The sequence below is a fragment of the Salipaludibacillus sp. HK11 genome, from assembly GCF_047795645.1.
GTDB lineage: Bacteria > Bacillota > Bacilli > Bacillales > Salisediminibacteriaceae > Salipaludibacillus.
The window spans coordinates 2,574,778-2,601,695 of sequence record NZ_CP181045.1; the positions used below are offsets into that span (position 1 = coordinate 2,574,778).

At 41.1% G+C, this 26,918-nt stretch carries 20 protein-coding genes, 15 tRNA genes and 3 rRNA genes; 3 read left to right on the forward strand and 35 right to left on the reverse strand.

Going from position 1 to position 26,918, the window contains the following annotated elements:
• The 3 genes from ACM26V_RS12465 to ACM26V_RS12475 all read right to left on the reverse strand — a co-directional run bounded on the left by ACM26V_RS12465 (position 1) and on the right by ACM26V_RS12475 (position 3,431).
• Positions 1–426 carry a YugN-like family protein gene (locus ACM26V_RS12465; protein ID WP_416151731.1) on the reverse strand — a complete coding sequence of 142 codons (426 nt, stop codon included), beginning with the start codon at positions 424–426 and terminating at the stop codon, positions 1–3.
• Between the two features lie 262 nt (positions 427–688).
• Positions 689–2,047 (reverse strand): glucose-6-phosphate isomerase, encoded by a 1,359-nt coding sequence (locus ACM26V_RS12470; protein WP_416151732.1) that lies wholly within the window; start codon positions 2,045–2,047, stop codon positions 689–691.
• A gap of 217 nt (positions 2,048–2,264) precedes the next feature.
• Positions 2,265–3,431: an iron-containing alcohol dehydrogenase gene (locus ACM26V_RS12475; protein ID WP_416151733.1), complete on the reverse strand. Its 1,167-nt coding sequence runs from the start codon at positions 3,429–3,431 to the stop codon at positions 2,265–2,267.
• Between the two features lie 191 nt (positions 3,432–3,622).
• Here ACM26V_RS12475 and ACM26V_RS12480 point away from each other — a divergent pair, with 191 nt between their 5' ends.
• Complete coding sequence (locus tag ACM26V_RS12480; protein WP_416151734.1) at positions 3,623–3,850, forward strand: DUF378 domain-containing protein; 228 nt, start codon at positions 3,623–3,625, stop codon at positions 3,848–3,850.
• 180 nt (positions 3,851–4,030) lie between these two features.
• Here the strand turns inward: ACM26V_RS12480 and yugI are convergent, their stop codons facing one another.
• From yugI to ACM26V_RS12495, 3 genes are all read right to left on the reverse strand, one after another.
• Positions 4,031–4,468: a S1 domain-containing post-transcriptional regulator GSP13 gene (gene yugI / locus ACM26V_RS12485; RefSeq protein WP_416151735.1), complete on the reverse strand. Its 438-nt coding sequence runs from the start codon at positions 4,466–4,468 to the stop codon at positions 4,031–4,033.
• 940 nt (positions 4,469–5,408) lie between these two features.
• Positions 5,409–6,587: an aminotransferase gene (locus ACM26V_RS12490; RefSeq protein WP_416151736.1), complete on the reverse strand. Its 1,179-nt coding sequence runs from the start codon at positions 6,585–6,587 to the stop codon at positions 5,409–5,411.
• A complete protein-coding gene (locus tag ACM26V_RS12495) occupies positions 6,584–7,081 on the reverse strand; it encodes an Lrp/AsnC family transcriptional regulator (protein ID WP_416151737.1) in 498 nt (165 codons plus the stop codon). Before ACM26V_RS12495 ends, ACM26V_RS12490 begins: the two co-directional genes overlap by 4 nt.
• A 200-nt stretch (positions 7,082–7,281) precedes the next feature.
• Between ACM26V_RS12495 and ACM26V_RS12500 the strand changes: the two genes are divergently transcribed.
• Positions 7,282–7,866, forward strand: coding sequence for an isochorismatase family cysteine hydrolase (locus tag ACM26V_RS12500; protein ID WP_416151738.1), 585 nt, complete (start codon positions 7,282–7,284; stop codon positions 7,864–7,866).
• A gap of 426 nt (positions 7,867–8,292) precedes the next feature.
• Here the strand turns inward: ACM26V_RS12500 and ACM26V_RS12505 are convergent, their stop codons facing one another.
• The 9 genes from ACM26V_RS12505 to ACM26V_RS12545 form a co-directional block, all read right to left on the reverse strand.
• Positions 8,293–8,574 carry a ferredoxin family protein gene (locus tag ACM26V_RS12505; protein ID WP_416151739.1) on the reverse strand — a complete coding sequence of 94 codons (282 nt, stop codon included), beginning with the start codon at positions 8,572–8,574 and terminating at the stop codon, positions 8,293–8,295.
• Position 8,575: 1 nt separating this feature from the next.
• Complete coding sequence (locus tag ACM26V_RS12510) at positions 8,576–9,871, reverse strand: FAD-dependent oxidoreductase (RefSeq protein WP_416151740.1); 1,296 nt, start codon at positions 9,869–9,871, stop codon at positions 8,576–8,578.
• Positions 9,864–10,901, reverse strand: a complete 1,038-nt coding sequence (locus ACM26V_RS12515) for an electron transfer flavoprotein subunit alpha/FixB family protein (RefSeq protein ID WP_416151741.1) — start codon at positions 10,899–10,901, stop codon at positions 9,864–9,866. The genes ACM26V_RS12510 and ACM26V_RS12515 overlap by 8 nt, the downstream gene beginning before the upstream one ends.
• Positions 10,898–11,728 carry an electron transfer flavoprotein subunit beta/FixA family protein gene (locus tag ACM26V_RS12520; protein ID WP_416151742.1) on the reverse strand — a complete coding sequence of 277 codons (831 nt, stop codon included), beginning with the start codon at positions 11,726–11,728 and terminating at the stop codon, positions 10,898–10,900. Before ACM26V_RS12520 ends, ACM26V_RS12515 begins: the two co-directional genes overlap by 4 nt.
• A 929-nt stretch (positions 11,729–12,657) precedes the next feature.
• The gene (locus ACM26V_RS12525; RefSeq protein ID WP_416151743.1) at positions 12,658–13,005 is read right to left on the reverse strand and encodes a hypothetical protein; all 348 of its coding nucleotides are present in this window, start codon (positions 13,003–13,005) and stop codon (positions 12,658–12,660) included.
• Positions 13,006–13,366: 361 nt separating this feature from the next.
• Positions 13,367–14,158 (reverse strand): ABC transporter permease, encoded by a 792-nt coding sequence (locus tag ACM26V_RS12530; protein ID WP_416151744.1) that lies wholly within the window; start codon positions 14,156–14,158, stop codon positions 13,367–13,369.
• Positions 14,155–15,057 carry an ATP-binding cassette domain-containing protein gene (locus ACM26V_RS12535; protein WP_416151745.1) on the reverse strand — a complete coding sequence of 301 codons (903 nt, stop codon included), beginning with the start codon at positions 15,055–15,057 and terminating at the stop codon, positions 14,155–14,157. The genes ACM26V_RS12530 and ACM26V_RS12535 overlap by 4 nt, the downstream gene beginning before the upstream one ends.
• Positions 15,054–15,266: a PLD nuclease N-terminal domain-containing protein gene (locus ACM26V_RS12540; RefSeq protein ID WP_416151746.1), complete on the reverse strand. Its 213-nt coding sequence runs from the start codon at positions 15,264–15,266 to the stop codon at positions 15,054–15,056. Before ACM26V_RS12540 ends, ACM26V_RS12535 begins: the two co-directional genes overlap by 4 nt.
• Positions 15,259–15,822 (reverse strand): helix-turn-helix domain-containing protein, encoded by a 564-nt coding sequence (locus ACM26V_RS12545; RefSeq protein WP_416151747.1) that lies wholly within the window; start codon positions 15,820–15,822, stop codon positions 15,259–15,261. The genes ACM26V_RS12540 and ACM26V_RS12545 overlap by 8 nt, the downstream gene beginning before the upstream one ends.
• Before the next feature lie 256 nt (positions 15,823–16,078).
• On the opposite strand from ACM26V_RS12545, the gene ACM26V_RS12550 reads away from it, so the two are divergent.
• A complete protein-coding gene (locus tag ACM26V_RS12550; protein WP_416151748.1) occupies positions 16,079–16,936 on the forward strand; it encodes a DUF6612 family protein in 858 nt (285 codons plus the stop codon).
• A gap of 77 nt (positions 16,937–17,013) precedes the next feature.
• On the opposite strand, the gene ACM26V_RS12555 is transcribed toward ACM26V_RS12550, so the two are convergent.
• From ACM26V_RS12555 to ACM26V_RS12650, 20 genes are all read right to left on the reverse strand, one after another.
• Entirely contained in the window at positions 17,014–18,459 is a 1,446-nt protein-coding gene (locus ACM26V_RS12555; RefSeq protein ID WP_416151749.1) for an NADP-dependent glyceraldehyde-3-phosphate dehydrogenase, read from the reverse strand.
• Between the two features lie 312 nt (positions 18,460–18,771).
• Positions 18,772–18,847, reverse strand: a tRNA-Lys gene (locus ACM26V_RS12560).
• An 80-nt stretch (positions 18,848–18,927) separates the two neighbouring features.
• Positions 18,928–19,002 (reverse strand) — tRNA-Glu (locus ACM26V_RS12565).
• A gap of 10 nt (positions 19,003–19,012) precedes the next feature.
• Positions 19,013–19,103, reverse strand: a tRNA-Ser gene (locus ACM26V_RS12570).
• A gap of 4 nt (positions 19,104–19,107) precedes the next feature.
• A tRNA-Asn gene (locus tag ACM26V_RS12575) sits at positions 19,108–19,182 on the reverse strand.
• Positions 19,183–19,185: 3 nt separating this feature from the next.
• Positions 19,186–19,262, reverse strand: a tRNA-Ile gene (locus ACM26V_RS12580).
• 18 nt (positions 19,263–19,280) lie between these two features.
• Positions 19,281–19,354, reverse strand: a tRNA-Gly gene (locus tag ACM26V_RS12585).
• A gap of 61 nt (positions 19,355–19,415) precedes the next feature.
• A tRNA-Gly gene (locus ACM26V_RS12590) sits at positions 19,416–19,490 on the reverse strand.
• Positions 19,491–19,496: 6 nt separating this feature from the next.
• Positions 19,497–19,571: transfer RNA gene (locus ACM26V_RS12595), tRNA-Gln, on the reverse strand.
• 14 nt (positions 19,572–19,585) lie between these two features.
• Positions 19,586–19,661 (reverse strand) — tRNA-His (locus ACM26V_RS12600).
• Positions 19,662–19,673: 12 nt separating this feature from the next.
• Positions 19,674–19,747: transfer RNA gene (locus ACM26V_RS12605), tRNA-Trp, on the reverse strand.
• A gap of 5 nt (positions 19,748–19,752) precedes the next feature.
• Positions 19,753–19,836, reverse strand: a tRNA-Tyr gene (locus tag ACM26V_RS12610).
• A 143-nt stretch (positions 19,837–19,979) separates the two neighbouring features.
• Positions 19,980–20,055: transfer RNA gene (locus ACM26V_RS12615), tRNA-Asp, on the reverse strand.
• An 11-nt stretch (positions 20,056–20,066) separates the two neighbouring features.
• A tRNA-Ser gene (locus ACM26V_RS12620) sits at positions 20,067–20,159 on the reverse strand.
• Positions 20,160–20,169: 10 nt separating this feature from the next.
• Positions 20,170–20,246, reverse strand: a tRNA-Met gene (locus ACM26V_RS12625).
• Between the two features lie 34 nt (positions 20,247–20,280).
• Positions 20,281–20,356: transfer RNA gene (locus tag ACM26V_RS12630), tRNA-Ala, on the reverse strand.
• Between the two features lie 10 nt (positions 20,357–20,366).
• Positions 20,367–20,483, reverse strand: a 5S ribosomal RNA gene (gene rrf, locus ACM26V_RS12635).
• An 81-nt stretch (positions 20,484–20,564) separates the two neighbouring features.
• A 23S ribosomal RNA gene (locus tag ACM26V_RS12640) occupies positions 20,565–23,521 on the reverse strand.
• A gap of 283 nt (positions 23,522–23,804) precedes the next feature.
• Positions 23,805–25,371: ribosomal RNA gene (locus ACM26V_RS12645) — 16S ribosomal RNA — on the reverse strand.
• The 16S, 23S and 5S rRNA genes sit together here with 15 tRNA genes alongside, the layout of an rRNA operon.
• A gap of 660 nt (positions 25,372–26,031) precedes the next feature.
• Entirely contained in the window at positions 26,032–26,913 is an 882-nt protein-coding gene (locus ACM26V_RS12650; protein WP_416147069.1) for a hypothetical protein, read from the reverse strand.
• Positions 26,914–26,918 lie beyond the last annotated feature (5 nt).

The following is a 26,918-nucleotide window of genomic DNA, read 5'->3' on the forward strand; positions in this document are numbered from 1 at the left end:
TTATTCCAATGGAGAAATGTCCATATTTTCCAACAAAATTTGTTCCACCTCTTCGACATACTCTTTTCCTGTTTGCACCCACTTTTCGGGAAATTCTGCATCGGCATCCTCTGGCTCTGAAAATTGATTTAATAGCGGGTTAGGATCTTCAGCATGATCATCTAGCCCTTTTTGGTATTGATGCGCCAATAGAAAGGGGCGTCCGAGTGTCACATGGACCCCCTTCACATCTAACTCCTCCCCGTCTACTGCTGAAAAAGGAAGCCTTACATATAAATAAGCACCATCATCTTCTAGCCTATAGTCAAAATAGCCGTGGTCATATTCCCACCCACCGCCAATGACATAACCAATTGGCTTTAATTTTTTTTCTATGTCAATCAATTTAAACGTTTCATTTTCTAATTTCGACGGAACTTCAATCATCTACTATCTCCTCCTAATATTCGAGTGAGATTAGTTTGCCCAGATTGAACGTATTATAAAACGTTACATTGCTACATATAGACAGCCAATTCGTACATATAAATCAATCCTTCCAACACATAAAAATTTAGTTCCTACACATAGCGACGCCCTTTCGACACATAATAAAATTCAACAAAATTTGCGACGCATCTACTCTCTCCAAAACTTATCCACAATAAAAAAGCACGTCCCATTGAAAATATAGGACGCACCTTTAGTCTTACTTTTCTTCTAACCGCTTTTCTAATTCTGCTTTTTGTTTTTCAAATCCTGGTTTGCCTAGGAGAGCAAACATGTTCGTTTTGTATGCTTCCACCCCTGGCTGATCAAATGGATTTACTCCTAACAAGTAGCCACTAACAGCACATGCTTTTTCAAAGAAATAAATCAATTCGCCAAAGTGATATTCGTTTAACTCTGGAATGTTAATAATTAGATTTGGTACTCCGCCATCAAGGTGCGCTAATAACGTTCCTTCATAGGCTTTTTCATTCACAAAGCTCATCGTTTTCCCAGCTAGATAGTTCAAGCCGTCCATATCACTTTCGGCCTTATCTATCGTTATTTCTTCTTGAGCCGTTCCAACATGAAGAACTGTTTCGAAAAGATCACGTCGTCCATCTTGAACATACTGTCCAAGCGAGTGTAAATCTGTTGAGAAATCTGCTGCTGCCGGGAAGATGCCTTTTTGGTCTTTTCCTTCGCTTTCACCATAAAGCTGCTTCCACCATTCACCTACGAAATGAAGTGCTGGCTCATAATTAACCATTAATTCAATCGAATTTCCTTTATTGTAAAGGGCATTTCTAACTGCTGCGTATTGGTACGCTTGATTTTTCGCCAGATCAGGTGAACTGTAAGCTTTACGAGCATCAGCTGCACCTTTCATCATCGCTTCAATATCTAGGCCTGCTGAAGCAATCGGAAGAAGGCCTACAGCAGTAAAAATCGAGAATCGACCCCCAACATCATCAGGAATGATAAACGACTCATAACCTTCATCGTTAGCAAGTTGCTTAAGTGCCCCTCTTGCTTTATCTGTTGTTGCGTAAATACGTTTGCGAGCTTCTTCTACTCCATATTTCTTCTCGACATATTCACGAAGAATTCGAAATGCAATAGCTGGCTCCGTCGTCGTCCCTGACTTTGAAATGATATTTAGAGAGACGTCTTTCCCTTCAATCACTTCTAGTAAATGACGAGCATACGTTGAGCTAATGTTATTTCCTACATAAAAAATTTGTGGAGTCTTACGTGCTCCCTTATCTAATTCGTTATAGAACGTATGTGTTAGCGCGTCAATTGCTGCACGTGCTCCTAAATAAGATCCACCGATTCCAATCACGATTAACACGTCTGAATCAGATTTAATCTTTTCCGCAGATTTTTGAATTCGAGCAAATTCTTCTTTGTCATAGTTTACAGGTAAATCAATCCAGCCTAGAAATTCACTACCCGCTCCTGTGCCTTGGTGAAGTGCGTCATGCGCTGATTTCACTGTATCGGTCATGTAGTCTACTTCATGTTGCGCTAAAAATGATGAAGCTTTTGAATAATCAAATGAAAGCGTCTTTGTCATAAGTTTAATCTCCTCCGTTTTAAAAAACTTCTTCCACTCTTTACTTTATTAAATACATAGACAAGAATCAAGCAAACATCCGAAGTAAACGATTGCAATTTTGAACTTTCTCTGAATATTAACAAGAAACGTGCAAGCATCTGGTTATTAGAGCCGAAAGAGGCATAGCTCGATATTTAAAAAACTCTGGAAGAAAGTTCTTCCAGAGTCAGTTATTTTATAATGATGCTCGTAAAATTGCTAAAACATCTTCTTTGTTCAACTTGTTAAAGTTTCCAAATGATCCATTAATCATCGCTTTATCAGCAATTACTTCAAGTTGACTATCATCTATCTTGTAGTCAGCCAATTTGCTCGGAGCTCCTAATCCCCTCCAAAATTCTTCAAGTTTTTCGATGCCTTCTTTGGCTATCTGTTCATTTGTCTTTCCATCAGGATCGACTCCCCAAACTCTCGTAGCTAACTGAACCAGTTTCTTTTCTCCCAATTTCGCATGATATCTTAACCACTGTGGAAATAGAATTGCCAAACCACCGGCATGAGGAATATCATAGACAGCAGAAACAGCATGTTCAATATTATGAGAGGCCCAGTCTCCACGGGTTCCCATTTGTAACGTCCCATTCAAAGCAACTGTACCTGAATAAAGAATCGTCTCACGCTTTTCTACATCGTCTAAGTTGTTAACCAATTTTGGTCCTGCTTCGATCACCGTATGTAAGACAGCTTCGCATAATCTTTCTTGTAACGGTGTATTCTCTTGTTGGTGAAAATATTGTTCCAATACGTGTGTCATCATATCGACAATCCCATAAATGGTGTGATCTTTCGGTACGGATAAGGTATTTTTTGGATCTAAAATTGAGAACTTCGGAAATACTAGTGGGCTTCCCCACCCATGTTTTTCACGTGTTTCCCAGTTTGTTATAACGGATCCTGCATTCATCTCTGACCCTGTTGCAGCAAGCGTTAAGATTGTTCCAAACGGTAACGCATCTTTTGGCGTTTCTTTTTTGATGACTAAATCCCATACATCTCCATCATACTTCGCACCTGCAACAATTGCTTTCGTACAATCAATAACACTTCCTCCGCCGACAGCTAAAACGACGTCAATTTTATTACTATTACATATTTCAACTCCACGTTGTACACTGGATAACCGTGGATTCGGTTCTACACCATCAAGTTCAGAAACAACAAAACCATTTTCAGATAGAAGCGTTATTACCTCATTATATAGTCCATTACGCTTAATACTACCTCCGCCATAAACGAGAAGTACCTTTTTTCCAAAAGGTTTAAGTTGATCAACAAGTTGCTTATTGACTTGATCTTGTCCAAAAATTAATCGTGTTGGATTTTGGTAAATAAATGATTCCATTTACATCTTTCCCTTCTCGAAAACTTATTCTTTTCATGTTTATTATCTCTTATTTTTTAATGCAAATGCAAAAGATACGTTTATCTTGTTTGTTTATGAATAATTTACATGCACAAATAACATTCTATAGACAGAAGCACATTTGCTTCAGAACATGACTAATTTACCCCTTATAAGGAGGTGAGGAGCGCATGAACGGAATTCAAAAGACAGCGCTTGTGCTAACTATTATTGGTGCTGTGAACTGGGGATTAATCGGATTTTTTCGATTTGACTTAGTGGCAGCAATGTTCGGCGGACAAGCAGCCGGTTTTTCCCGCTTCATTTATGCCCTCGTAGGATTGGCAGGGTTGTATTGTATTTCTTTGTTATTTAAGCCGTCAGAAGAAATGGAAAGAAGCCCAGAACCACAAAGATGATGTGTTCCATTTATTCTATAGAGGATTGCCTTGTCAAAGAAGGCAACATCTATCAATGAAACCATTCGAATGCTTCCATGACTTCATGGTTTGAAATCACATCAATCCAAGAATGAACAAAGAAAAGAGGTAGCCCAGTGAGCTACCTCTTTGTCGTTTCAGAAAAAGCAATAAAGCCAATTATTTTTTGATGCGTTTGTTTAAATCCGCTTGAATTTCGTTAGATTGTTTTAACCAATCTTTCAACTTATCTTCAAGTGTATTAAAACCTTGCGTTTGGTTCTGTTGACCGCCACCTTGACGTTTGTTTCCGCCACCGCCGCCACCACGTGGACCACTGCTTTGTGGGCGTGGACGCTCTGTGCGCTCCGGTTTAGGTTGAGTTTCTTTAATTGAAAGAGAAATCTTACCTGACTCTTCATCAACAGAAAGAATTTTTACTTTGACTACATCTCCAACTGTTAATTGCTCATTAATATCTTTCACGTATCCGTGAGCAATATGGGAAATGTGAACAAGTCCTTGTTTCTTTTCATCTAACGCAACAAAGGCACCAAATGGCTTGATTCCTGTTACTTTTCCTTCAACGATACTACCTACTTCATATTGACCTGACATGAAAACAACTCCTAATTATTTATTAACTGTGTAATTATAACACAGCTTTTACAACTTGAGCAAACGTTTATTTCTGAAAAATTTAGAATGATCATCTCTTATAGGATTCCACTTAAGATTTAGTTTAAAACATGGGCTTTTGAAGGTATTTTTTATAGAGGTTTTATGTACATTCATTTTAACAAACCAAAAAAGCTGCTGAAAATATCCAGCAAGTCTCTAGTAGATCTTACAAATGTCACACTCTTCGTTTTAAAGGTGATTACTACGTTGATGTATACATCCTAATTAGATGGCTATACTAATGATTGTATACAACCTAGTATTCCCCCTTTTGTGAAGAGTCCCTTGTATACTTAGGACTCTTCTTTTTTTTGCTTACCTGTTGGTTTAGGTTGCTTGATGTTCTGTGGGGGTTGCGTACCTACTCGATTTCTTTTCTCTCCGTTCGGCTCGAAATCCGCTGCTTTGCTCCCTACGTGCTGTTTTTTCGCTTTGTTCGGCTCGAATCTCCATGGCTTTGCGCTCTACTCGATCTTTTTCCGCTCCGTTCGGCTCGAAACCCGCTGCATTGCGCTCTACTCGATCTTTTTCCGCTTCGTTCGGCTCGAAACCCGCTGCATTGCGCTCTACTCGATCTTTTCCCGCTCCGTCCGGCTCGAATCTACATGGCTTTGCGCTCTACTCGATCTTTTTCCGCTCCGTTCGGCTCGAAACCCGCTGCATTGCGCTCTACTCGATCTTTTTCCGCTCCGTTTGGCTAGAATCTCCGTGCTTTGCGCTCTACTCGATCTTTTCCCGCTTCGTTCGGCTCGAATCTCCGCGCTTTGCGCTCTACTCGATCTTTTCCCGCTTCGTTCGGCTCGAATCTCCGTGCTTTGCGCTCTACTCGATCTTTTTCCGCTCCGTTCGGCTCGAAACCCGCTGCATTAAGCCCTAATTACAACTTTTTTAGAAAAGAATCGATCCGGTCAACCGCTTCCTCCAGTTGTTTCATTGAGGCGGCGTAAGAACAGCGAATATGTCCTTCGCCTCCTTCACCAAATACTTGACCTGGAACGACTGCAACTTTTTGCTCTAGCAAAAGTCTTTCAGCAAACTGTTCAGATGTTAGGTTTGTTTGTTTAATTGATGGAAAAGCATAGAATGCTCCGCCTGGTGTGTGACACGTTAATCCTATTTCTCTTAATGACTTCACAAAATAATTTCTTCGTTGGCGATAATTAATGATCATTTCTTCCATGCCTTCATGACCATTTGTAATCGCTTCGAGTGCGGCATATTGTGCCATTGTTGATGCACACATCATTGCATATTGATGAATTTTCAGCATAGCTTTTGCATATGGTTCTGGCGCAGCAACATATCCAATTCTCCAGCCTGTCATAGCAAATGCCTTAGAGAAACCAGAGATCAAAATTGTCCTTTCCCACATCCCATCTAAAAATGGAACACTTACATGGTCCTCATCGTAGCTTAATTCTGCATATATCTCATCAGAAATCACAATTAAATTATGGTTAATTACAACACGAGCAATTTTACTTAAGCCTTCCTTCCCCATTACAGCTCCTGTAGGGTTGTTAGGAAAAGATAGCATGATCGCTTTCGTTTTATCCGTGATTCTAGCTTCTACTTCAGCAGCATCCACTTCGAAATTCGTTTCAATGGAGGTAGGTACAGCAACCGGAATGCCACCAATTAAAGAGACAAGTGGAGCGTATGAAACAAAACAAGGCTCTGCAATCAATACCTCATCACCTGGGTTAAGTATAGCCCTTAATGCTAAATCAATTCCTTCACTTGCTCCTACTGTTACGACGACTTCATCCTTGGGATCATACATAATTTCAAACCGTTTTTGTAAATAATGAGAAATTGCTTCTCGGAGTTCGAGAAGTCCTGCATTTGCTGTATATGACGTTATTCCTCGTTCAAGAGAATGGATACTCGCCTCGCGAACATTCCAAGGAGTCGAATAATCTGGCTCCCCTACACCTAGTGAAATAATATTCTCCATTGACGAGGCCAAGTCAAAAAAACGTCGGATTCCTGAAGGTTGAATACGATTCACTGCATCAGATAATTGCGGTTGATGCCCAGTTTTTATCGTTGTCATGGAGACACCACCATTCGTTTGTCTCCTTCTTCATCTCCGCCAAATACGAGCCCATCATGCTTATATTTTTTTAATTGAAAATGAGTTGTCGTTGAGATAACCGAATCTAAAGTCGACAGTTTTTCTGAAACAAAATGGGCAATTTCAGACATTGATCTTCCTTCAATGACAACGGACAAATCATACGTTCCTGACATTAAATAAAGAGCTTTGACTTCTTTAAATCGATATATTCTCTCGGCAACCTCGTCAAAACCAACTCCTCTTTTAGGAGTCACTTTTACATCTATCATGGCTGTAACGGTTTCTGTAATATTTACCTTCGTCCAATCAATAATGGCTGAGTAACCTAGAATGACTCCTTTTTTCTCTAATAAACGAAGCATGTTTGAGACCTCTTCTGGTGTAGTATTGAGCATCTTCGCCAATGTTTCTTCCGACATTCTACCTTCTTTTTCAATTAATAGTAAAAGTTCTTGCTCCTTGTCTATCATGTCAATTACGCCTCCTGCTTATATCATCCCTGTTTTAAATGAGCTTATTAGGGAAATGTAATAGTTATGTTCATCCAACGAAAAAAATTGAATATTTGTTGATTTCACTATATTCTACAACACCTTGGCTGTTGATACTAGATGTAAAAAAATTTAACAAAGGTGCTTTTGTAATTTTTTATAAGAAAGGAGCTACAATCATGGCCTCCACAAACTCTAATCCACATACGAATGATTTTCAACACGTCGCTTTCTTAGTAGTAGACATGATTAATGATTTTAGTTTTAAAGACGGCGATCAATTATATAAGCATACGTTGCCTGTAGCAAAAAATATCGCGAACCTAAAAAAAAGAGCGAAGAAGCTTGATATTCCTGTACTTTATGTAAATGACAATTATGGTCGCTGGCAATCTGATTTTCCAGGTATTGTTAATGAAATGAGACGAACAGAACGCGGTAGCAAAATCATTGACTTAATCGAACCTGATGACGATGATTATTTCGTGCTTAAGCCTCAGTATTCAGCTTTTTACATGACTCCGTTAGAGCTTTTACTTGATTATTTAAATGTGAAATCGCTTATTATCGCTGGGATTGCCGGTAATATGTGTGTTCACTTTACAGCAAATGATGCCTATATGAGACATTACAATCTTTATATTCCTTCTGATTGCACGGCCTCAAATTCAAAATTTGAAAACGAACAAGCGCTTCATTTAATGGAACAGGTGTTGAAAGCTGAAACAATCGTGAGCACAGATTTAGACTTGAAGAAGATATAATAAGAGTGGGTGAAAGTATAATAGTAGTTTCATTTGGTTTTAAACATAAATAGCCGTTTGGGTTTAGTGCCGTTCAATTTCTCCATTTCGGCCGAATATCGCTATTCTCTCCTTTTACTATCTTTCATCTGCTCCCTTTCCGATGAACATCACTATACTCTCCTTTTGCTTCCTTTCTACCTTCTCCCCTTCCACTAAACGTCACTAAAGAACTGTTTCCTAACTCATAATCTCCCCACACATTTTTTAAACAGAAATTATTCTAATCGTATTTACCATCAACTTTAAATACGTTATAATAACACTACTTTAACAGTGTTAAGATATATCTTTGCCATATCTTCCACTCAATAATTATGCTTTCTTTTAATAAAGCAAAGACCTCGAGAGAGATTTCTCGAGGTCAGTTTTTTTAGAAATCATATTTTAGGCTAATCTGAATACAATCCCATGCCCGCCTTTAGGGTATTCCCATTTAATGTTTTGGTGTGGACAACCAATCCGGCAACTACCGCATTCGTGGCATCCTTCATACCCGACAAACATTCGATCGCCTTCCCATTTATAAACGTCTGCTGGACAGAAGATCGTACAGTCTTTATTAGGACAGGATGTTGCACATACTTGATGATCCAAAACTTCAAGGTGAGACTTCTGATCACAGTTAAAACGAAGCAAATACTGCTTATCCTCTAATGTTTTCGTCATATTACTTCACCGCCTTCCAAGCTTTGTACATATCTTTGGCAAACCCAATTTTTCCACGACTGTCCGTCATCTTCTTCATGATCTTCTTCTGCTTATCCCACTTACTCGTTCCGTCGACAGTAAAGAACGTATTCAATGCTTGATTCATCATCGGCACATACTCCTGGAAGTATTGTGGATTTTCTTCAAACGTATGGGCAGCATCTTTGTACTTCTTCAAATCTTTACCGATAAAACTGTCATAAATTTCTGTTCGATAAGAGTCTAGTGATTGCTCAGAAAAGTCTCCCCTTTGTTTTGCTTTTACAATCGTCTCCGCTGCAATTTTCCCCGAAGACATCGCCATGTTTGATCCTTCACGATGAATCGCATTAACAAATTGAGCCGCGTCACCTGTTACAATCACACCATTCCCGACAAGTTTCGGTACTGTATTGTATCCACCTTCAGGAATTAAATGAGCAAGATATTCCTGCGATTCCCCACCTTCAATATACGGTTGTATCATCGGATGATTTTTCACATGTTCTAAAAGGTCATGCGGTTTAAGCTTTTTCTTAATCATACTTGAGAGCGTTGTTCCTACGCCGACGTTAATACTATCTTTATTCGTATATATGAAACCCGTTCCTAATAATCCGTGAGTTGCATCCCCAAACATTTCAACGGACACGCCTTGATTATTCTGAACATTGAAACGTTCATTTATCGTTTTAGGTGGTAACTTCAACACTTCCATAACCGTTAGGGCTACTTCATTTGGTTTCCATTCCTTATGAAACCCAAGTTGTTTAGCTAGAAGTGAATTGACTCCGTCTGCCAATACGACAACATCAGCATAAACATCACCATCAGGGCGATCTGTCCTAACACCTACCACTTTTCCATCCTCAACAATACATTCTAGAACGACCGTTTCGTTTATCAACAACGCCCCTTGTTCCACTGCTTTACTTGCGAACCATTTATCAAATTTTGCTCGTAGCACAGTGAAATTATTATACGGTTCCTTTCCCCACTCCAAACCTTTATAACTAGTAGTGACCATCGATTCTTTATCTAAAAACCAAAATCGTTGCTCGACAATTGGTCGTTCAATCGGAGCCTCGTTCCAAAACTCAGGAATGATCTCTTCTAATTGTTTACGATAAAGAATTCCACCCATGACGTTTTTAGATCCAGGGTATTCTCCTCTTTCAATTAATAATACCTTTAAACCATTTTTGGCTGCTGTGTAAGCACAGGCGGTTCCAGCTGGTCCTGCTCCGACAACGATTACATCAAATTTTTCAGACATCTGCAGTCACTCCTTCTGATTCTTCCCCTTTGAATACTTTGCGGAATTCTTCTGTTAGCATCGGTACAATTTCAAATGCATCCCCAACAACCCCATAATGAGAAACGTTGAATATCGTTGCTTCCGGATCATTGTTAATGGCAATAATCATCTCGGCATTTTGCATCCCGACTACATGTTGGATCGCGCCAGAAATACCAATCGCAAAATAAATTTTAGGGGTAACTGTCAAGCCTGTCTGACCAACTTGATGATCATGTTCGCATAGTCCTGCTTCGACGACATCTCGACTTGCTCCAACCGAGGCATTTAGAACTTCTGCCAATTCTTTCACCATCGCAAACCCTTTTGCATCTTTGATTCCTTTTCCTGCCGCTACTATGACAGTAGCTTCTTCAAGATTCACAGCCTTTTCTGTATCTCTCACAATCTCTAAAACTTTCGTTACAAGGTCCTCTTCTTTAATAGAAATAGTTTCTTCAATTGTTTTTCCTTCACGACCTTGAACCGGTTCCGGCTTCTTTATCACCTTTGGTCTCACTGTTGCCATTTGCGGTCGGTGTTTTTTACAAAGAATCGTCGCCATGATATTTCCACCAAACGCTGGACGACTAGCTTCAAACATTCGCTTCTCAAGATCTATATCTAACAATGTTGTATCAGCAGTTAATCCAGTCATTACTTCCGTTGCCACTGCACTCGCTAAGTCTTTGCCATTCGCGGTCGCTCCGTATATAAATATTTCTGGCTTATATTTTCTTACGAGGTCTCCTACAGCTGTCATATACGTTTCTGTGCGATACTGTTCTAGCACTGGATCATCAATGACATAGACGATATCTGCACCATAAGAATATAGGAAATTAGCTGATTCTTTCACTTGGTGTCCTAATAACACACCACATAAGTTTACTTCTAATTTATCCGCTAGCTCTCTTCCTGCCCCCAACAATTCCAGACCCACGTCAATGATCTGCCCCTCTTGTTGCTCGATAAAAACCCAAACGTCCTTGTATTCTTCTATATTCATCCTCTTCCCCCACCTTTCACCTCAAACAATTCACGGTTTTCAAGAGTAACTGAAAGTAACTTTTCCACTTGTTCTTGTGGAGTTCCTTCAATCATCTCTGCTCCTGAGCTCTTTTCTGGTGGCCACATCTTTCCTACAATTGTTGGTGAACCTTTCAGACCTAATTGCTTAATATCTACATCGTCTAGGTCATCCACCGTCCAGACAGTTGGTTCGTAGCGAGCAGCTCTCATCATGTTTGGCAGTGGTGAATAGGCCACTGTGTTCATCTCTTTCTCAATCGTTAACAAAGTTGGTAATGATGATTTAATGACTTCATAGCCATTCTCAATTTTTCTACGAACTTTCAATTCTCTAGACTCCGTGTTTATTTCTTCCACCTTAATCACGCTCGTCAATGGAGGTATCCCCATTCTACGGGCAATTCCTGGACCAGTCTGCCCCGTATCTCCATCAATCGCGTGCTTTCCACATAGCACCAAATCAATACCTTCTTGTTTTTGTAATTTCTCAATCGCTTTAAACAGTGCATAACTAGTTGCCAACGTATCGGCTCCAGCAAAACGGCGATCAGAAATCAAATAACCTTCATCCGCACCAATTTCGATACATTTGCGAATCGCCATTCTCGCAGTAGGCGGTCCCATTGAAAGTAGTATCACTTTTCCTCCGTGTTCGCTTCTAAGGCGAACTGCTTCTTGCACAGCATGTGCGTCATAAGGATTCAAAATAGCAGGAGCACTAGAGCGATCCAATGTGTTTGTTTTAGGGTTAACTTTAATGATTTTCGTATCAGGTACTTGTTTAATACATACAAGTATATTCACTTTCTCCCCACCCTCTTCCATTCATCTTATAACTTTGCTTATATTTTATTTAAGCGATATAATTGATGCACATTTCGATTCATATCCAAAACAAAGACAAACACATACGCTCAACTATTAACTTAAGAAAATTCCCCTTTTTCTCCGTTTCATAGTTTTCCCTTTTTAGTGCTTCTAAAATAAGCAGCTTTAACAATATAAAATAACTTTTTGTTCAATCATTCACGAATGATTTCATACAAATTAACACTGCGATTTTAAACTACAGCCAACTTTTCATTTATATTGCTTTGAAGCTTAGATTATTCACGTCTTTATGACGTTAAGGGGATGTCTCTCTATGATAGATGTTTATGAAGATGTCTCGAAACCTTCACTTTAACGTTCTATCTTATTTTGAAAAATTTCCTCCCTTCGAAAAGTCTCCGTCAGTAGAACAATAGTACAACGCTCTCCAATCAAGCCTCCCTTACTAACTTTTCTCACACAAAAGTTTGAAAGCGCTCCCGTAGTTTATTTATACCAAAAATCCTCAAAGCTAACAACCTTATTTTAATAATTTAACTGAATAGTTATAATTTTTAGACTTTTCACTTTATACACCATGTATATATTGTTAACTACAAAAAAAGATGAATAGAATTATCTATCCATCAATAATTATTTTTAATATATCTTAATTTATAAATCCAGCTTTAGTAGATTTTTAGGGTAGTCTAGTAAAGGAAAACGCTGTAGAAATCCCTGTTGCCTCTTGTTGTGCCCTTTACCATGCTGATTCAAAAAAATCAAAGGGCACAACCTGTTTACTCTTATGCCCTTTAAATAGCCATTCAGTAAAGGTATGGGTACAAAAGGATCAAGCTTATAACAGATTTTGACCTGATCACCCAAAGAAGCTAATTAGTTTGGTTTATTATAATAAGAGTTCAAGATAATTTCCAAGCGGGAATCAAAGAGTGAAAGTAGAAAAAATAGCTCACTATAATGTGTATTACAGTGTATATAGACAGTGTTATTAAGTATGTGAAAAACCAAGTTTGCAGTGACACATTTAAATAAAAGAAGAGCAATACCATTCCAACTGGAAATGGTATTAATATAATTATCCATATAGGTGCGCCAAGCGCCTCTGTAATAGCTCCTAATGACACTACGGAAGTACCAATAATTATAGCTTGCCAAAAAAATATACCTTTAGCAATTACGCGACTACCAAAGAAATATGAAAAAGCTGTTAATAAGATAGCTACAATAAAACTAATAAAATAATTCATCAAAAAACCCCTGAAATATTCATTTAAAGATTTTAATGCCAGTACAATGTTTATTCAAGTGTAGGCTAGTTAGTTTAAGTACGATCATGCAAAATCTATAAATATATATTAACATAATTTTCCTTTAATTACCTATTTATTTAAGTTTAAGGAAAAACATTGATTTATTAACGAACAATTAAAAAGACCAAATCAGTGTGCTATTTGATCTTAAAAATTAGTATGCTATTTTCAAGTATTTCTCCACAGAAACTGAACTACATAACCTATTCATATAGTATTTTTTAGTGCTTGATGAATAGTTCAGGTAAATTCTATAATTTTGTAGCGGCTTACCATTTTATCAAATACCTTTCCCAAATCAATTTCCATCAATAGCAATTTCTTTTCTATTAAACAAATAGACCGTCAATCCCATCATCGCTAAAATGAGAGCGCCTGTTACCACAATGCTCCACCAAAATCCATGACTTGGCTCACCATTGAAAAGAAGTTGTTGACTATAAGTAGAAAGCATTCCTGGCGTTCCTTTCATTAAGACAGGAGTATACATACTCAAAACGCTAAGCAGCAAAGCCGTCCCTAATGAAGCAAATGCAACGAATGCCGTACTTTTCATTAATGCACTTAGACACAATACAATCGTCATCACAAACACAATCCATAAGCCGTAAACCAATCCTCCACTAATAACTTGAGATAATGGAACACTTTCAATTATCAAAAATGTATAATACACCGATGCAGCGAAACCAAGCACAAACGAACTCAACGATAATAGTAAAAGATGCATCCACTTTGAAGTTAAGTAATTAATGTATGAAACTGGTTTTACTAACACCATCACATGCGTACCGTTTGTCTTTTCTGATGCTACTGTACCCATAAAAGCCAAGACAAGCACGAGAAAACCAATTTGATTAAATTGCCCAAGGGTCCCCGCTAATACTTCAGCACCAGAGGGAGATGGCATCTCCATAACTGCTCCTTCTGGAAGCCCACCGAAATTTTCGATAATATCAACCAAATAGTATGAAGTGATTGGTTGCATAATCCCTAACAAAACAAATGTCACTGGAAGCCACAACCACTTGAAGTTTCTCAACGACTCTGTCCATTCCTTCTTAAATAGAACAATCCATTGACTCATCATGTCATCACCTTCATAAACAAATCTTCTAACGACGTTTTCGCCACTTCAAATTTCACTATTTTAAGATCCTGCAGACTTTTATTTTTCCAAAGATCAGCTCTCGCTCGGTCCAAATCATCTACAGTCAATGTCAGCTTATTTTTAGCCAAACTCGAATGTCGAATCCAGTCCATGTTTTTTATCGATTCATGCCAGTCTTGTAAAGGCATTTCTGTCTCAATAAAAATCGTTGGCTGTTGGTACGTCTTTTGAAGTTCTCCTAATCCACCTTCTACAACTACTTCTCCTCGTTTCATAATGAAAATTTCATCAGATACTTCCTCTGCATCGTAAAGCACGTGGGTAGAAAATAAGATTGAGGTAGTCTTTTTCAATTTCTTCATCAACTCTAGCACTTCTCTGCGTCCAATTGGATCCAGAGCAGACACCGGTTCATCTAAGATAAGTAATTTCGGATCATGGACAAGCGCCTGTGCGATTCCCAACCTTTGCTTCATACCACCAGAGTATCCTGATACTTTCTTCTTACCATCCTCTGCCAAACCAACAAGCTCCAACATTTCTACAGTTCTTTTTACCGATTCCTCTTTAGATAAACCTGCCAGCTTTGCTGCAAATATCAAGTATTCCTTTCCTGACATCCATCCATAAAACTTTGGGTATTGTGGTAGATAACCAAGGTATTTCCTTCGATCACCTTGATATTCTTCATGAAATTGAACCGTTCCCGAAGTCGGTTTCATTAAGCCTGTAAGCATATTTAATGTCGTTGTCTTTCCTGCACCATTCGGGCCGAGAAGAGCAGTACAAGCTCCTTCTTTAATTGATAAACTGATTTCTTTCACAGCAGCAGAGCCATTAAATTGTTTCGTTAATTTGACCGTTTCAATTAGACTCATCCATTGTTCCTCCTACCAAAAACAAAATAAGCAATTGGACCCAAGATATTAATAAATACAATAATTAGTATCCAGATCCACTGTGGCCCATTTGTTTTATCGTGTTTGAAACAGTCTACAAGTGCAACAGCCATTAAGATTAATTGCAAAACAAAAAACGGCGCAATCAATGCCCAATTGGCTTGCAGAAATTCGCTTAATTCAGTCATTTTCTTCACTCCCTTTATTCGTTTGTTGAGATGTCTTTTTCTCTGGTATTAACACAGTTGAAATGGTTCGTTTCCTAGCTTCACTGTGGTTCGACTGGCTATATTTTTGCAATAACGCTCCGTAATCAGTTAGAAATTCTATGTTCTCTTCGTCAGTCAAATACAAGTCGATTTGGTTATAGCCAAAACCATCTTTTTCATAATCTACCTCTCCCTCCATATATTCCTCCATTTGTTTTAATATCAACGCAAAATAAGCCATAAAATACCTTTTGTGTTCTTCTTTACTGATTGTTTTTGCTTCATCAGCAGATACCCTTGCATTATTTATATTAAGTGAGTACCTTTTCTCCAAAGTACCTCTCACTTGCGTTTCTTTTTCTACGGAAACAATTATACTTTTTTTCAAGATATTTAAGTGTCTATATAAAGTCGCCTGAGGAACGTCTCCAAGGTGATCACCTATTTCTTGCACTGTCATCGAATTCCTTGCTAAAGCCTGTATTATCTTCATACGGATCGGATGAAGAACCGCATCTACTTTTGAATCGCTCATAAAATGTAACCACCTCTTATTATTATCAATTATGATAATAATATCATAATTGATAATAAATTATATGTCTAGCCAATTTTTAATTTTTATCACAATAATTAAAATTATGTAATCTACAAAAGTTTGAAAAAATTCCCTTCACTTACATGAGAATGACATGTAAAATAATAGAAAGTTCCTACGGAAAGATAAATGAAACTTTTTTGTAAGAGCTACCGTATACATAACGGAAGAATAATTTTGGAGGTTAATAACTATGAAGAAAAGTTTAATAACAGTATTTTCAGCAGCAACACTTATTGGCATGACCGCATGTGGTAGTGATAATGCTACATCCGATGACGGCATGAACGTAGAAGAAATTTTAAACGAATCAATTTCAGCAATGCAATCTGTAGACTCTTATTCTATGAACATGAACATGAGTCAGGAAATGTCTGATGGAGAAGAGGCTATGGCTATCGACATGTCTAGCGAAGCATCTTTCACAGTTGATCCTATGACGTTGATGCAAACGACTAAAATAGACATGGGAGATTTAGGAATGGGCGGTGAGCATGAAGCGATGGAAACCGTTTCTTACTTCACAAAAGAAGATGGATTTTTTACTGAAAACCCAATGATGGAGGGATGGTTGAAATTACCTGAAAGTGCAATGGAAGATATGTTAGCGATGTCGGAAGCGCAAGTGAATCCTGAAGAGCAACTAGAGCCTTTAATGGATTATGTTAATGAATTGTCCGTTGAATCTTCTGATGACTCACATGTAATCACTCTATCGGGAGATGGCCTCGATATGGAAGATTTATTGGCACAAATGGAGGGATTAGGACTTGAAGGAATGGATCCGATGATGGGTGAAATGATGGAAGATATTGATATCGAAGCATTTGCTTATGACATCACGATTGATAAGGAAACTTTCTACCAAACGGAATCTACAGTTGAAATGACAATGAATATTGATATGATGGGACAAACAATGTCGATCGATCAAACGATTCATACTATCTTTTCTGAATTTAATGAAATTGATCCAATTGAAATACCACAAGAAATTTTGGATAATGCGGAAGAAGCATCTGAAGAAGATATGATGGGTGGAGGATTTTAGAATTTTTGAATTTTTGAATTCAAATTTCAAAAAATATAAAGCTGCTCTGGTTAATATTTCCAGAGCAGCTTTTCTTCTTATAAATTTAATACTAATACTTTATCACGAAGCATCGAATCAATGCTTCGACCGATACCTTGAACACCTTGTCCAGAATTTTTAACGCCAAGGAATGGGAAATGATCCGGTCCTCGAGACGTTTTTCCATTTACTTGGACAGTTCCAACATTCAAGCGATCTGAAAGAGCAAAGGCATTTTCAAGATTTTTCGTGAAAATACTAGCTTGAAGACCATACTCATTTCGTCTCTCTAAATCAATTGCTTCTAATTCGTTCTCAACACGCATAATTGGTAGCACTGGTCCAAATTGTTCTTCCCACGCAATATCCATCTCTTCTGTTACATGATCTAAAATGGTTGCACCAAGTAAATTTTTATCTTGTGATCCTTGAGAAACAACAGTTGCACCTTTTTGCTTAGCATCCTCAATTAAAGCTAACACGTAATCAGCTGATTTTTGATCAATCATCGGTGTAATGTCAGCATCTTCCGTTGACTTACCAACAGTTAATTTTGATACGTTGTGCTTGATTTTCGCTACAAGATCATCAGCTACACTATTATTAACCATCACTCGTTTAATCGCTGTGCAACGCTGACCAGAGTAACTTAACGCTCCACTGACAATTTCCTTGGCAGCTTTATCAAGATCAGCATCATCTAAAATAATTGCTGGGTCTTTACCACCTAGCTCAAGAACAACTGGAATCATTGAAGATTTCTTCGCGATGTGCTGTCCAGTAGCGGTACCTCCAGTGAAAGTAATCATGTCAACTTTTCGATGTGTCACAATAAAATCACCGATGACAGATCCACGCCCAGTAACAACATTTACTACCCCACTCGGAAGTCCTGCTTTCACCAACGCCTTTACCATCAATAATCCACTGATTGCTCCTTGTGTAGCGGGCTTAAAAACAACTGTATTTCCTGTAATTAGTGCTGGTGCAATTTTAGAAGCTGCCAGATTTACTGGATAATTGAACGGTGAAATCGCTAAGACAACTCCGTGAGGAACTTTTTGTACCATCGCTTTTGTTGCTTTTGAAGCACCAGGAAAGGCATCCCCTTGAATAAAGCTACCATGTGTACGTAAACCTTCTTCAGCTGTATGTCTAATCAATTGTGCCGTTCGCTTCACTTCACTCTTCGAAGCAGCAAGTGTTTTTCCCACTTCCGCTTGAATTGTTTCACCTATCTCATCAGTCATTTTCTCTAATTCATCAGCCCAACGGTGAAGCAGCTGAGAGCGCTCATGACCTTCAGTTGCTTCCCAGTTTGCCTGAACGTCAGCAGTACTATTAACAGCTAGATCGACTTCTTCCTGAGTCATAGCAGGAACTTCTCCTACAACTCGTCCATCATCAGGTGATTTAATTTGAACAGTTTTTCCACCTTCACTTACTTTCCATTCATTATTAAAAAGATATGGATACAATTTTATATCTTGACGCAAATCCATCTCGATCACTCCATTCCTTTAAAGTATGAAAGAAATTAACTTTCATTGTTTCTTATTAAAACATGTGAAAACCTTTTCAAACAAGCAATTTGCTCAAATACTTTAAATCCGATCTGAATTATCGTAATTACTTGATCTCATATGGTCAAACTAAGCTATACATGATGCACTTAGATGAATAATTATCAAGCAAAACAAATCTTTATTTTAATTCCAAAACGGAGGGAGGTAGTTCGAACTCTCTTAAAAATTTTTTTGACAGGGAAAACAAAAAGAAAAGCATCCCTATATAGGAATGCTTTGATTATGTAATGGTGAGCCATGAAGGATTCGAACCTTCGACCCTCTGATTAAAAGTCAGATGCTCTACCAACTGAGCTAATGACTCGCAGCTTTACACTCATGAATATTCACGATGCTTACGATAATGAAATTGCTTTTTGGTTTATATCTTTTTTGTAAAATAAGTGGTGACCCGTACGGGATTCGAACCCGTGATACCGCCGTGAAAGGGCGGTGTCTTAACCACTTGACCAACGGGCCAGAAAAAAAGTGGCGGAGAAGGAGGGATTTGAACCCTCGCGCCGCTCACGCGACCTACACCCTTAGCAGGGGCGCCCCTTCAGCCACTTGGGTACTTCTCCTTAATGGCTCCACAGGTAGGATTCGAACCTACGACCGATCGGTTAACAGCCGATAGCTCTACCACTGAGCTACTGTGGAATATGGTGGGCCTGAGTGGACTCGAACCACCGACCTCACGCTTATCAGGCGTGCGCTCTAACCAGCTGAGCTACAGGCCCATTAAGGATATCAAAAAATGGAGCGGGTGATGGGAATCGAACCCACATCATCAGCTTGGAAGGCTGAGGTTTTACCACTAAACTACACCCGCATACAAATACAATAGATGGTTTAAAGCTAACATATAAGTGAGCTAAATACCATAGCTGCTCTGGAGCGGAAAACGGGATTCGAACCCGCGACCCCCACCTTGGCAAGGTGGTGCTCTACCACTGAGCTATTTCCGCATATAATGGCAGGGCTAGCAGGATTCGAACCTGCGGGTCACGGAATCAAAATCCGATGCCTTACCGCTTGGCTATAGCCCTATATTATGTATAAATGGGGCGGCTGATGGGAATTGAACCCACGAATGCCGGAATCACAATCCGGTGCGTTAACCCCTTCGCCACAACCGCCACAAAATAATTTGGCAGGGGTAGCAGGAATCGAACCCGCATCAAAGGTTTTGGAGACCTTCGTTTTGCCGTTAAACTATACCCCTAAAACTGGTGGAGGGGGGCAGATTCGAACTGCCGAACCCGAAGGAGCGGATTTACAGTCCGCCGCGTTTAGCCACTTCGCTACCCCTCCATATTTTCTTGAAGATAAGCTACGAAATTCTTCGTCAGCTTCATTTAAATCTTTATTACATACATAGGTATGCTCAAACATCTTTTCTTTTAAACCCTTGACTTCTTTAAGATCAAAATTTTAAAAAAGCACAAATAAAAAAATGGCGGTCCCGACGGGATTCGAACCCGCGATCTCCTGCGTGACAGGCAGGCATGTTAACCGCTACACCACGGGACCTTATAAAAATATGGAGGAGGAAGAGGGATTCGAACCCCCGCGGGCTTTGACACCCCTGTTGGTTTTCAAGACCAATCCCTTCAGCCAGACTTGGGTATTCCTCCATGTAATTTATGGTAGCGGCGGAGGGGATCGAACCCCCGACCTCACGGGTATGAACCGTACGCTCTAGCCAGCTGAGCTACACCGCCACAATCAAAAATATTTATTATTGCAAAAATAAATTGGTGGAGCCTAGCGGGATCGAACCGCTGACCTCCTGCGTGCAAAGCAGGCGCTCTCCCATCTGAGCTAAGGCCCCATATGTGTATGCCCAGCGACGTCCTACTTTCACAGGGGGAGATCCCCCAACTATCATCGGCGCTGGAGAGCTTAACTTCCGTGTTCGGCATGGGAACGGGTGTGACCTCTCCGCGATCGTCACTGGACATATGAAATTGATCGGTCATATTGACCTCTCAAAACTGGATAACGATGGTATATGAATGAATCGTCTTCGAATCAAAGCATTGGTTAAGCCCTCGATCGATTAGTATCTCTCAGCTGCGCATGTCGCCATGCTTCCACACGAGACCTATCAACCTCATCTTCTCTGAGGGATCTTACTCACTTGCGTGATGGGAAATCTCATCTCGAGGGGGGCTTCATGCTTAGATGCTTTCAGCATTTATCCCTTCCACACGTAGCTACCCAGCGATGCTCCTGGCGGAACAACTGGTACACCAGCGGTGTGTCCATCCCGGTCCTCTCGTACTAAGGACAGCTCCTCTCAAATTTCCTGCGCCCGCGACGGATAGGGACCGAACTGTCTCACGACGTTCTGAACCCAGCTCGCGTGCCGCTTTAATGGGCGAACAGCCCAACCCTTGGGACCTACTTCAGCCCCAGGATGCGACGAGCCGACATCGAGGTGCCAAACCTCCCCGTCGATGTGGACTCTTGGGAGAGATTAGCCTGTTATCCCCAGGGTAGCTTTTATCCGTTGAGCGACGGCCCTTCCATACGGTGCCGCCGGATCACTAAGCCCGACTTTCGTCCCTGCTCGACCTGTATGTCTCGCAGTCAAGCTCCCTTATGCCTTTGCACTCTACGAATGATTTCCAACCATTCTGAGGGAACCTTTGGGCGCCTCCGTTACTCTTTAGGAGGCGACCGCCCCAGTCAAACTGCCCACCAGACACTGTCCCTGAACCGGATCACGGTTCGAGGTTAGAATTCCAGTACAGCCAGGGTAGTATCCCACCAATGCCTCCACCGAAGCTAGCGCTCCGGTTTCCAAGGCTCCTACCTATCCTGTACAAGCTGTACCGAAATCCAATATCAAGCTACAGTAAAGCTCCATGGGGTCTTTCCGTCCTGTCGCGGGTAACCAGCATCTTCACTGGTAATATAATTTCACCGGGTCTCTCGTTGAGACAGTGCCCAAATCGTTGCACCTTTCGTGCGGGTCGGAACTTACCCGACAAGGAATTTCGCTACCTTAGGACCGTTATAGTTACGGCCGCCGTTTACTGGGGCTTCAATTGAGAGCTTCTCCCGAAGGATAACCCCTCCTCTTAACCTTCCAGCACCGGGCAGGTGTCAGCCCCTATACTTCGCCTTGCGGCTTCGCAGAGACCTGTGTTTTTGATAAACAGTCGTTTGGGCCTATTCACTGCGGCTCTCTCGGGCTTTCACCCTAATAGAGCACTCCTTCTCCCGAAGTTACGGAGTCATTTTGCCGAGTTCCTTAACGAGAGTTCTCCCGCGCGTCTTAGAATTCTCTTCCCGCCTACCTGTGTCGGTTTGCGGTACGGGCACCAGTTTCCTCGCTAGAGGCTTTTCTTGGCAGTGTAGGATCAGGAACTTCGGTACTAAAATTTCCCTCGCGATCACAGCTCAACCTTAAGACAAGCGGATTTTCCTACTTGTCAGCCTCACTGCTTCGACGCACATATCCATCAGTGCGCTTACCCTACCTTCCTGCGTCCCCCCTTCACTCAAACGGAAACGTGGTGGTACAGGAATTTCAACCTGTTTGCCATCGCCTACGCCTTTCGGCCTCGGCTTAGGTCCCGACTTACCCTGAGCGGACGAGCCTTCCTCAGGAACCCTTAGGCTTTCGACGGAGGGGATTCTCACCCCTCTTTTCGCTACTCATACCGGCATTCTCACTTCCAAGCGCTCCACATGTCCTTCCGGTCATGCTTCAGCGCCCTTGGAACGCTCCCCTACCACAGACACCCGAAGGTGTCTATCCATAGCTTCGGTGATACGTTTAGCCCCGGTACATTTTCGGCGCAGAGTCACTCGACCAGTGAGCTATTACGCACTCTTTCAATGATGGCTGCTTCTAAGCCAACATCCTGGTTGTCTAAGCAACTCCACATCCTTTTCCACTTAACGTATACTTTGGGACCTTAGCTGATGGTCTGGGCTGTTTCCCTCTTGACTACGGATCTTAGCACTCGCAGTCTGACTCCCGAGGAGTAAGTCATTGGCATTCGGAGTTTGACTGAATTCGGTAATCCTGTAGGGACCCCTAGTCCAATCAGTGCTCTACCTCCAAGACTCTACCCTCGAGGCTAGCCCTAAAGCTATTTCGGGGAGAACCAGCTATTTCCGAGTTCGATTGGCATTTCACCCCTACCCACACCTCATCCCCGCACTTTTCAACGTGCGTGGGTTCGGGCCTCCATCCAGTGTTACCTGGACTTCACCCTGGACATGGGTAGATCACCCGGTTTCGGGTCTACAACCACGTACTCATTCGCCCTATTCAGACTCGCTTTCGCTGCGGCTCCGTCTCTTCAACTTAACCTTGCACGTAATCGTAACTCGCCGGTTCATTCTACAAAAGGCACGCTGTCACCCGTTACTTTCCCGAAGGAAAATCATAGGGCTCCAACTACTTGTAGGCACACGGTTTCAAGATCTCTTTCACTCCCCTTCCGGGGTACTTTTCACCTTTCCCTCACGGTACTGGTTCACTATCGGTCACTAGGGAGTATTTAGCCTTGGGAGATGGTCCTCCCAGATTCCGACGGGGTTTCACGTGTCCCGCCGTACTCAGGATACACTCCGGAGGAGTGAACGTTTCGACTACAGGGCTTTTACCTTGTCTCGCGGACCTTTCCAGATCGCTTCGCCTACGCTCACTCTTTGTAACTCCGTATGGAATGTCCTACAACCCCAAGAGGCAAGCCTCTTGGTTTGGGCTGTTTCCGTTTCGCTCGCCGCTACTCAGGAAATCGCATTTGCTTTCTCTTCCTCTGGGTACTAAGATGTTTCAGTTCCCCAGGTCTGCCTTCTCACACCCTATTGATTCAGATGTGGATCTTATCCCATTACGGATAAGGGGTTCCCCCATTCGGATATCTCCGGATCAAAGCTTACTTACAGCTCCCCGAAGCATTTCGGTGTTCGTCCCGTCCTTCATCGGCTCCTAGTGCCAAGGTATTCACCGTGCGCCCTTTCTAGCTTAACCATTTTAAATCAATGGACGTGTTGCTCGGTCTTTCTTGGCTTTACATTCTAAGACACTCGGTTCACTCTTCCATGAATCCGAAGATTCATTTCTGTGTCAAACCGGTGATTCATTCATTTATCGTTATCCAGTTTTCAAAGGTCAAAGCACGGCAATCATGTGCTAGTCATTCTCTTCTTTCTTCCATTAGAAGAAAAGAAGTCTTGAGAGTATAACCTCTCAAAACTAAACAAAAAGGCCAAAGCGAAGTTCGATTCAATAAGTTGAGCTTAGAGCTCCTTAGAAAGGAGGTGATCCATCCGCACCTTCCGGTACGGATACCTTGTTACGACTTCACCCCAATCATCTGTCCCACCTTCGGCGGCTGGCTCCAAAAGGTTACCTCACCGACTTCGGGTGTTACAAACTCTCGTGGTGTGACGGGCGGTGTGTACAAGGCCCGGGAACGTATTCACCGCGGCATGCTGATCCGCGATTACTAGCAATTCCGGCTTCATGCAGGCGAGTTGCAGCCTGCAATCCGAACTGAGAATGGCTTTATGGGATTGGCTTGACCTCGCGGTCTTGCAACCCTTTGTACCATCCATTGTAGCACGTGTGTAGCCCAGGTCATAAGGGGCATGATGATTTGACGTCATCCCCACCTTCCTCCGGTTTATCACCGGCAGTCACCTTAGAGTGCCCAACTGAATGCTGGCAACTAAGATCAAGGGTTGCGCTCGTTGCGGGACTTAACCCAACATCTCACGACACGAGCTGACGACAACCATGCACCACCTGTCACTCTGTCCCCCGAAGGGGAAAGGCTAGTCTCCTAGCTGTTCAGAGGATGTCAAGACCTGGTAAGGTTCTTCGCGTTGCGTCGAATTAAACCACATGCTCCACTGCTTGTGCGGGCCCCCGTCAATTCCTTTGAGTTTCAGCCTTGCGGCCGTACTCCCCAGGCGGAGTGCTTAATGTGTTAACTTCGGCACTAAGGGCATCGAAACCCCTAACACCTAGCACTCATCGTTTACAGCGTGGACTACCAGGGTATCTAATCCTGTTTGCTCCCCACGCTTTCGCGCCTCAGCGTCAGTTGTAGGCCAGAAAGTCGCCTTCGCCACTGGTGTTCCTCCACATATCTACGCATTTCACCGCTACACGTGGAATTCCACTTTCCTCTCCTACACTCAAGTCTCCCAGTTTCCAATGACCCTCCACGGTTGAGCCGTGGGCTTTCACATCAGACTTAAGAGACCGCCTGCGCGCGCTTTACGCCCAATAATTCCGGACAACGCTTGCCCCCTACGTATTACCGCGGCTGCTGGCACGTAGTTAGCCGGGGCTTTCTCGTGAGGTACCGTCAAGGTGCCGCCCTATTCGAACGGCACTTGTTCTTCCCTCATAACAGAACTTTACGATCCGAAAACCTTCATCGTTCACGCGGCGTTGCACCGTCAGGCTTTCGCCCATTGCGGATGATTCCCTACTGCTGCCTCCCGTAGGAGTCTGGACCGTGTCTCAGTTCCAGTGTGGCCGATCACCCTCTCAGGTCGGCTACGCATCGTTGCCTTGGTAAGCCATTACCTTACCAACTAGCTAATGCGCCGCGGGCCCATCTCGTAGTATGAGGATTGCTCCCCACTTTTACATTCGAATCATGCGATTCAAATGGTCATCCGGTATTAGCTCCGGTTTCCCGGAGTTATCCCAGTCTACAAGGCAGGTTGCCCACGTGTTACTCACCCGTCCGCCGCTCATTCCACAAGCGTCACCCCGAAGGGATCTGCTTGCTTCCTGCGCTCGACTTGCATGTATTAGGCACGCCGCCAGCGTTCGTCCTGAGCCAGGATCAAACTCTCCGATAAAGTATGATGACTTTTCATCAAGTTTGATGTCCATGACATCAAAACCAAACTTTCGTCTGGCGTTTCTTGCTTGGTGTTACTTTGACGGGATATTTTAATATATCCCACTTCGCTTGGCTTTTTGTTTAGTTTTCAAAGGTCAAAAACACTCAAAAAATAATTAACTAAAAAATTCTGTCGTTTTTTAGCGACTTTTTAATCATATCACCTTAAAAACGAAATGTCAACAATGTTTTAATGTTATTATTATTAACATTTGCTTACTTAATCGGCAACAAAATTAATTATATCAAAATAGCATTCTGATTACAATACTTTTTTTGTTTCTAATGATACGTATTTATTTGTCGCTATTTACTGCGACCTGATCTATTATATCGGCGGGCTATGATCAAGTCAATACCTTTATCGAAATTTCTTTATGCTAATCATGTTACGAGTAACAACAGGGAGTTCTTCACTAGCGACGTAGCATCAGAGCAACTGAAAACCATAACAAACTTCACTAAGATAGGATTAGCTGTTATTCAACTTCTAACGAGAGCTTCCGCTTAGTGGATTAGAGCATCCCTGAATTACATCAAAGTGTTTTATGAATATTTTAGATTTTCTTATAACCAAAAAAGAATGTCGCAAAATTGTTTGCGGCATTACCATAGCCTATATACTTTCACACATGTTTTTAATGGAAGGAAGAGGGTCTACATCAAAATAATCAGCAAAGTCCCAATCATAAAACAATACCCGTCTTTGTTTTTCTTCATTAAATAATAAAGATGATTTACTTCCAACATAGGAATAATCGATTTTCTTTGAAATAACGCCCCATTGATCCTGCTGATTAATCTTCATCCCAAATTCATTTTCAATAACACTTGAATAAAATAAAATTGGAACCGAACTAGCCTCCCCAAAGTTAACATCAACAGATGGAATTAAACAGATAGATCGCGCAGTCTGAATCGCGCATTCAGTTAGTCTACTGTTTAATGCAAGCAAATGATAACTTTGACTTGAACACCTAATATTCTTATATAATTTTATTATCATCTCTTCATTCAAACCAGATACTCTAGATACACGATCTGCAGAATAATGTCTTAACGATTGTTTGAAGGCAATAAAAGTTTGATCCGTACTTTCAATAAAGAAAGGCATATATCTTTCTACATTCAATATAGAATTCAAATACCCTAACGCCAAACATCCTTCTGTTTCTTCATTAATACAATATTCATTCACTCCGCTCATTCCAATTATTTCACTAGTGCTGTTTATAATATGAACATTCCTTTTATCATTCTTCCACTCAGCAATGTTTCTCATTTTTGAAGTTATCGCACTTCTATCACTCACCCAGATAAAAATGGCATCTGATTCGGCTAATGGTAGAGCATTTACTCGGTCTGGATAAATAAAATGAATAATTTCTTCTATATATATTGATGAGGGGTCGTTCTTTTGTTCTTTAGTATTGTCAATCATGATTGATTGACTTAGCATTTTTTCAATTAAATAGTTCTCTTTCTTTGCACTAATCATCGCAA

Excerpts from the sequence above, each read along its gene's own strand:
- ACM26V_RS12465 (WP_416151731.1), bottom strand. The coding sequence starts at position 426 with ATGATTGAAGTTCCGTCGAAATTAGAAAATGAAACGTTTAAATTGATT.
- ACM26V_RS12525 (WP_416151743.1), bottom strand. The coding sequence starts at position 13,005 with ATGAATTATTTTATTAGTTTTATTGTAGCTATCTTATTAACAGCTTTT.
- ACM26V_RS12470 (WP_416151732.1), bottom strand. The coding sequence starts at position 2,047 with ATGACAAAGACGCTTTCATTTGATTATTCAAAAGCTTCATCATTTTTA.
- ACM26V_RS12505 (WP_416151739.1), bottom strand. The coding sequence starts at position 8,574 with ATGACGAAAACATTAGAGGATAAGCAGTATTTGCTTCGTTTTAACTGT.
- ACM26V_RS12545 (WP_416151747.1), bottom strand. The coding sequence starts at position 15,822 with ATGAGCGATTCAAAAGTAGATGCGGTTCTTCATCCGATCCGTATGAAG.
- ACM26V_RS12500 (WP_416151738.1), top strand. The coding sequence starts at position 7,282 with ATGGCCTCCACAAACTCTAATCCACATACGAATGATTTTCAACACGTC.
- ACM26V_RS12530 (WP_416151744.1), bottom strand. The coding sequence starts at position 14,158 with ATGATGAGTCAATGGATTGTTCTATTTAAGAAGGAATGGACAGAGTCG.
- ACM26V_RS12540 (WP_416151746.1), bottom strand. The coding sequence starts at position 15,266 with ATGACTGAATTAAGCGAATTTCTGCAAGCCAATTGGGCATTGATTGCG.
- ACM26V_RS12475 (WP_416151733.1), bottom strand. The coding sequence starts at position 3,431 with ATGGAATCATTTATTTACCAAAATCCAACACGATTAATTTTTGGACAA.
- ACM26V_RS12510 (WP_416151740.1), bottom strand. The coding sequence starts at position 9,871 with ATGTCTGAAAAATTTGATGTAATCGTTGTCGGAGCAGGACCAGCTGGA.
- yugI (WP_416151735.1), bottom strand. The coding sequence starts at position 4,468 with ATGTCAGGTCAATATGAAGTAGGTAGTATCGTTGAAGGAAAAGTAACA.
- ACM26V_RS12555 (WP_416151749.1), bottom strand. The coding sequence starts at position 18,459 with ATGGATTTGCGTCAAGATATAAAATTGTATCCATATCTTTTTAATAAT.
- ACM26V_RS12550 (WP_416151748.1), top strand. The coding sequence starts at position 16,079 with ATGAAGAAAAGTTTAATAACAGTATTTTCAGCAGCAACACTTATTGGC.
- ACM26V_RS12650 (WP_416147069.1), bottom strand. The coding sequence starts at position 26,913 with ATGATTAGTGCAAAGAAAGAGAACTATTTAATTGAAAAAATGCTAAGT.
- ACM26V_RS12490 (WP_416151736.1), bottom strand. The coding sequence starts at position 6,587 with ATGACAACGATAAAAACTGGGCATCAACCGCAATTATCTGATGCAGTG.
- ACM26V_RS12480 (WP_416151734.1), top strand. The coding sequence starts at position 3,623 with ATGAACGGAATTCAAAAGACAGCGCTTGTGCTAACTATTATTGGTGCT.
- ACM26V_RS12515 (WP_416151741.1), bottom strand. The coding sequence starts at position 10,901 with ATGAATATAGAAGAATACAAGGACGTTTGGGTTTTTATCGAGCAACAA.
- ACM26V_RS12535 (WP_416151745.1), bottom strand. The coding sequence starts at position 15,057 with ATGAGTCTAATTGAAACGGTCAAATTAACGAAACAATTTAATGGCTCT.
- ACM26V_RS12495 (WP_416151737.1), bottom strand. The coding sequence starts at position 7,081 with ATGATAGACAAGGAGCAAGAACTTTTACTATTAATTGAAAAAGAAGGT.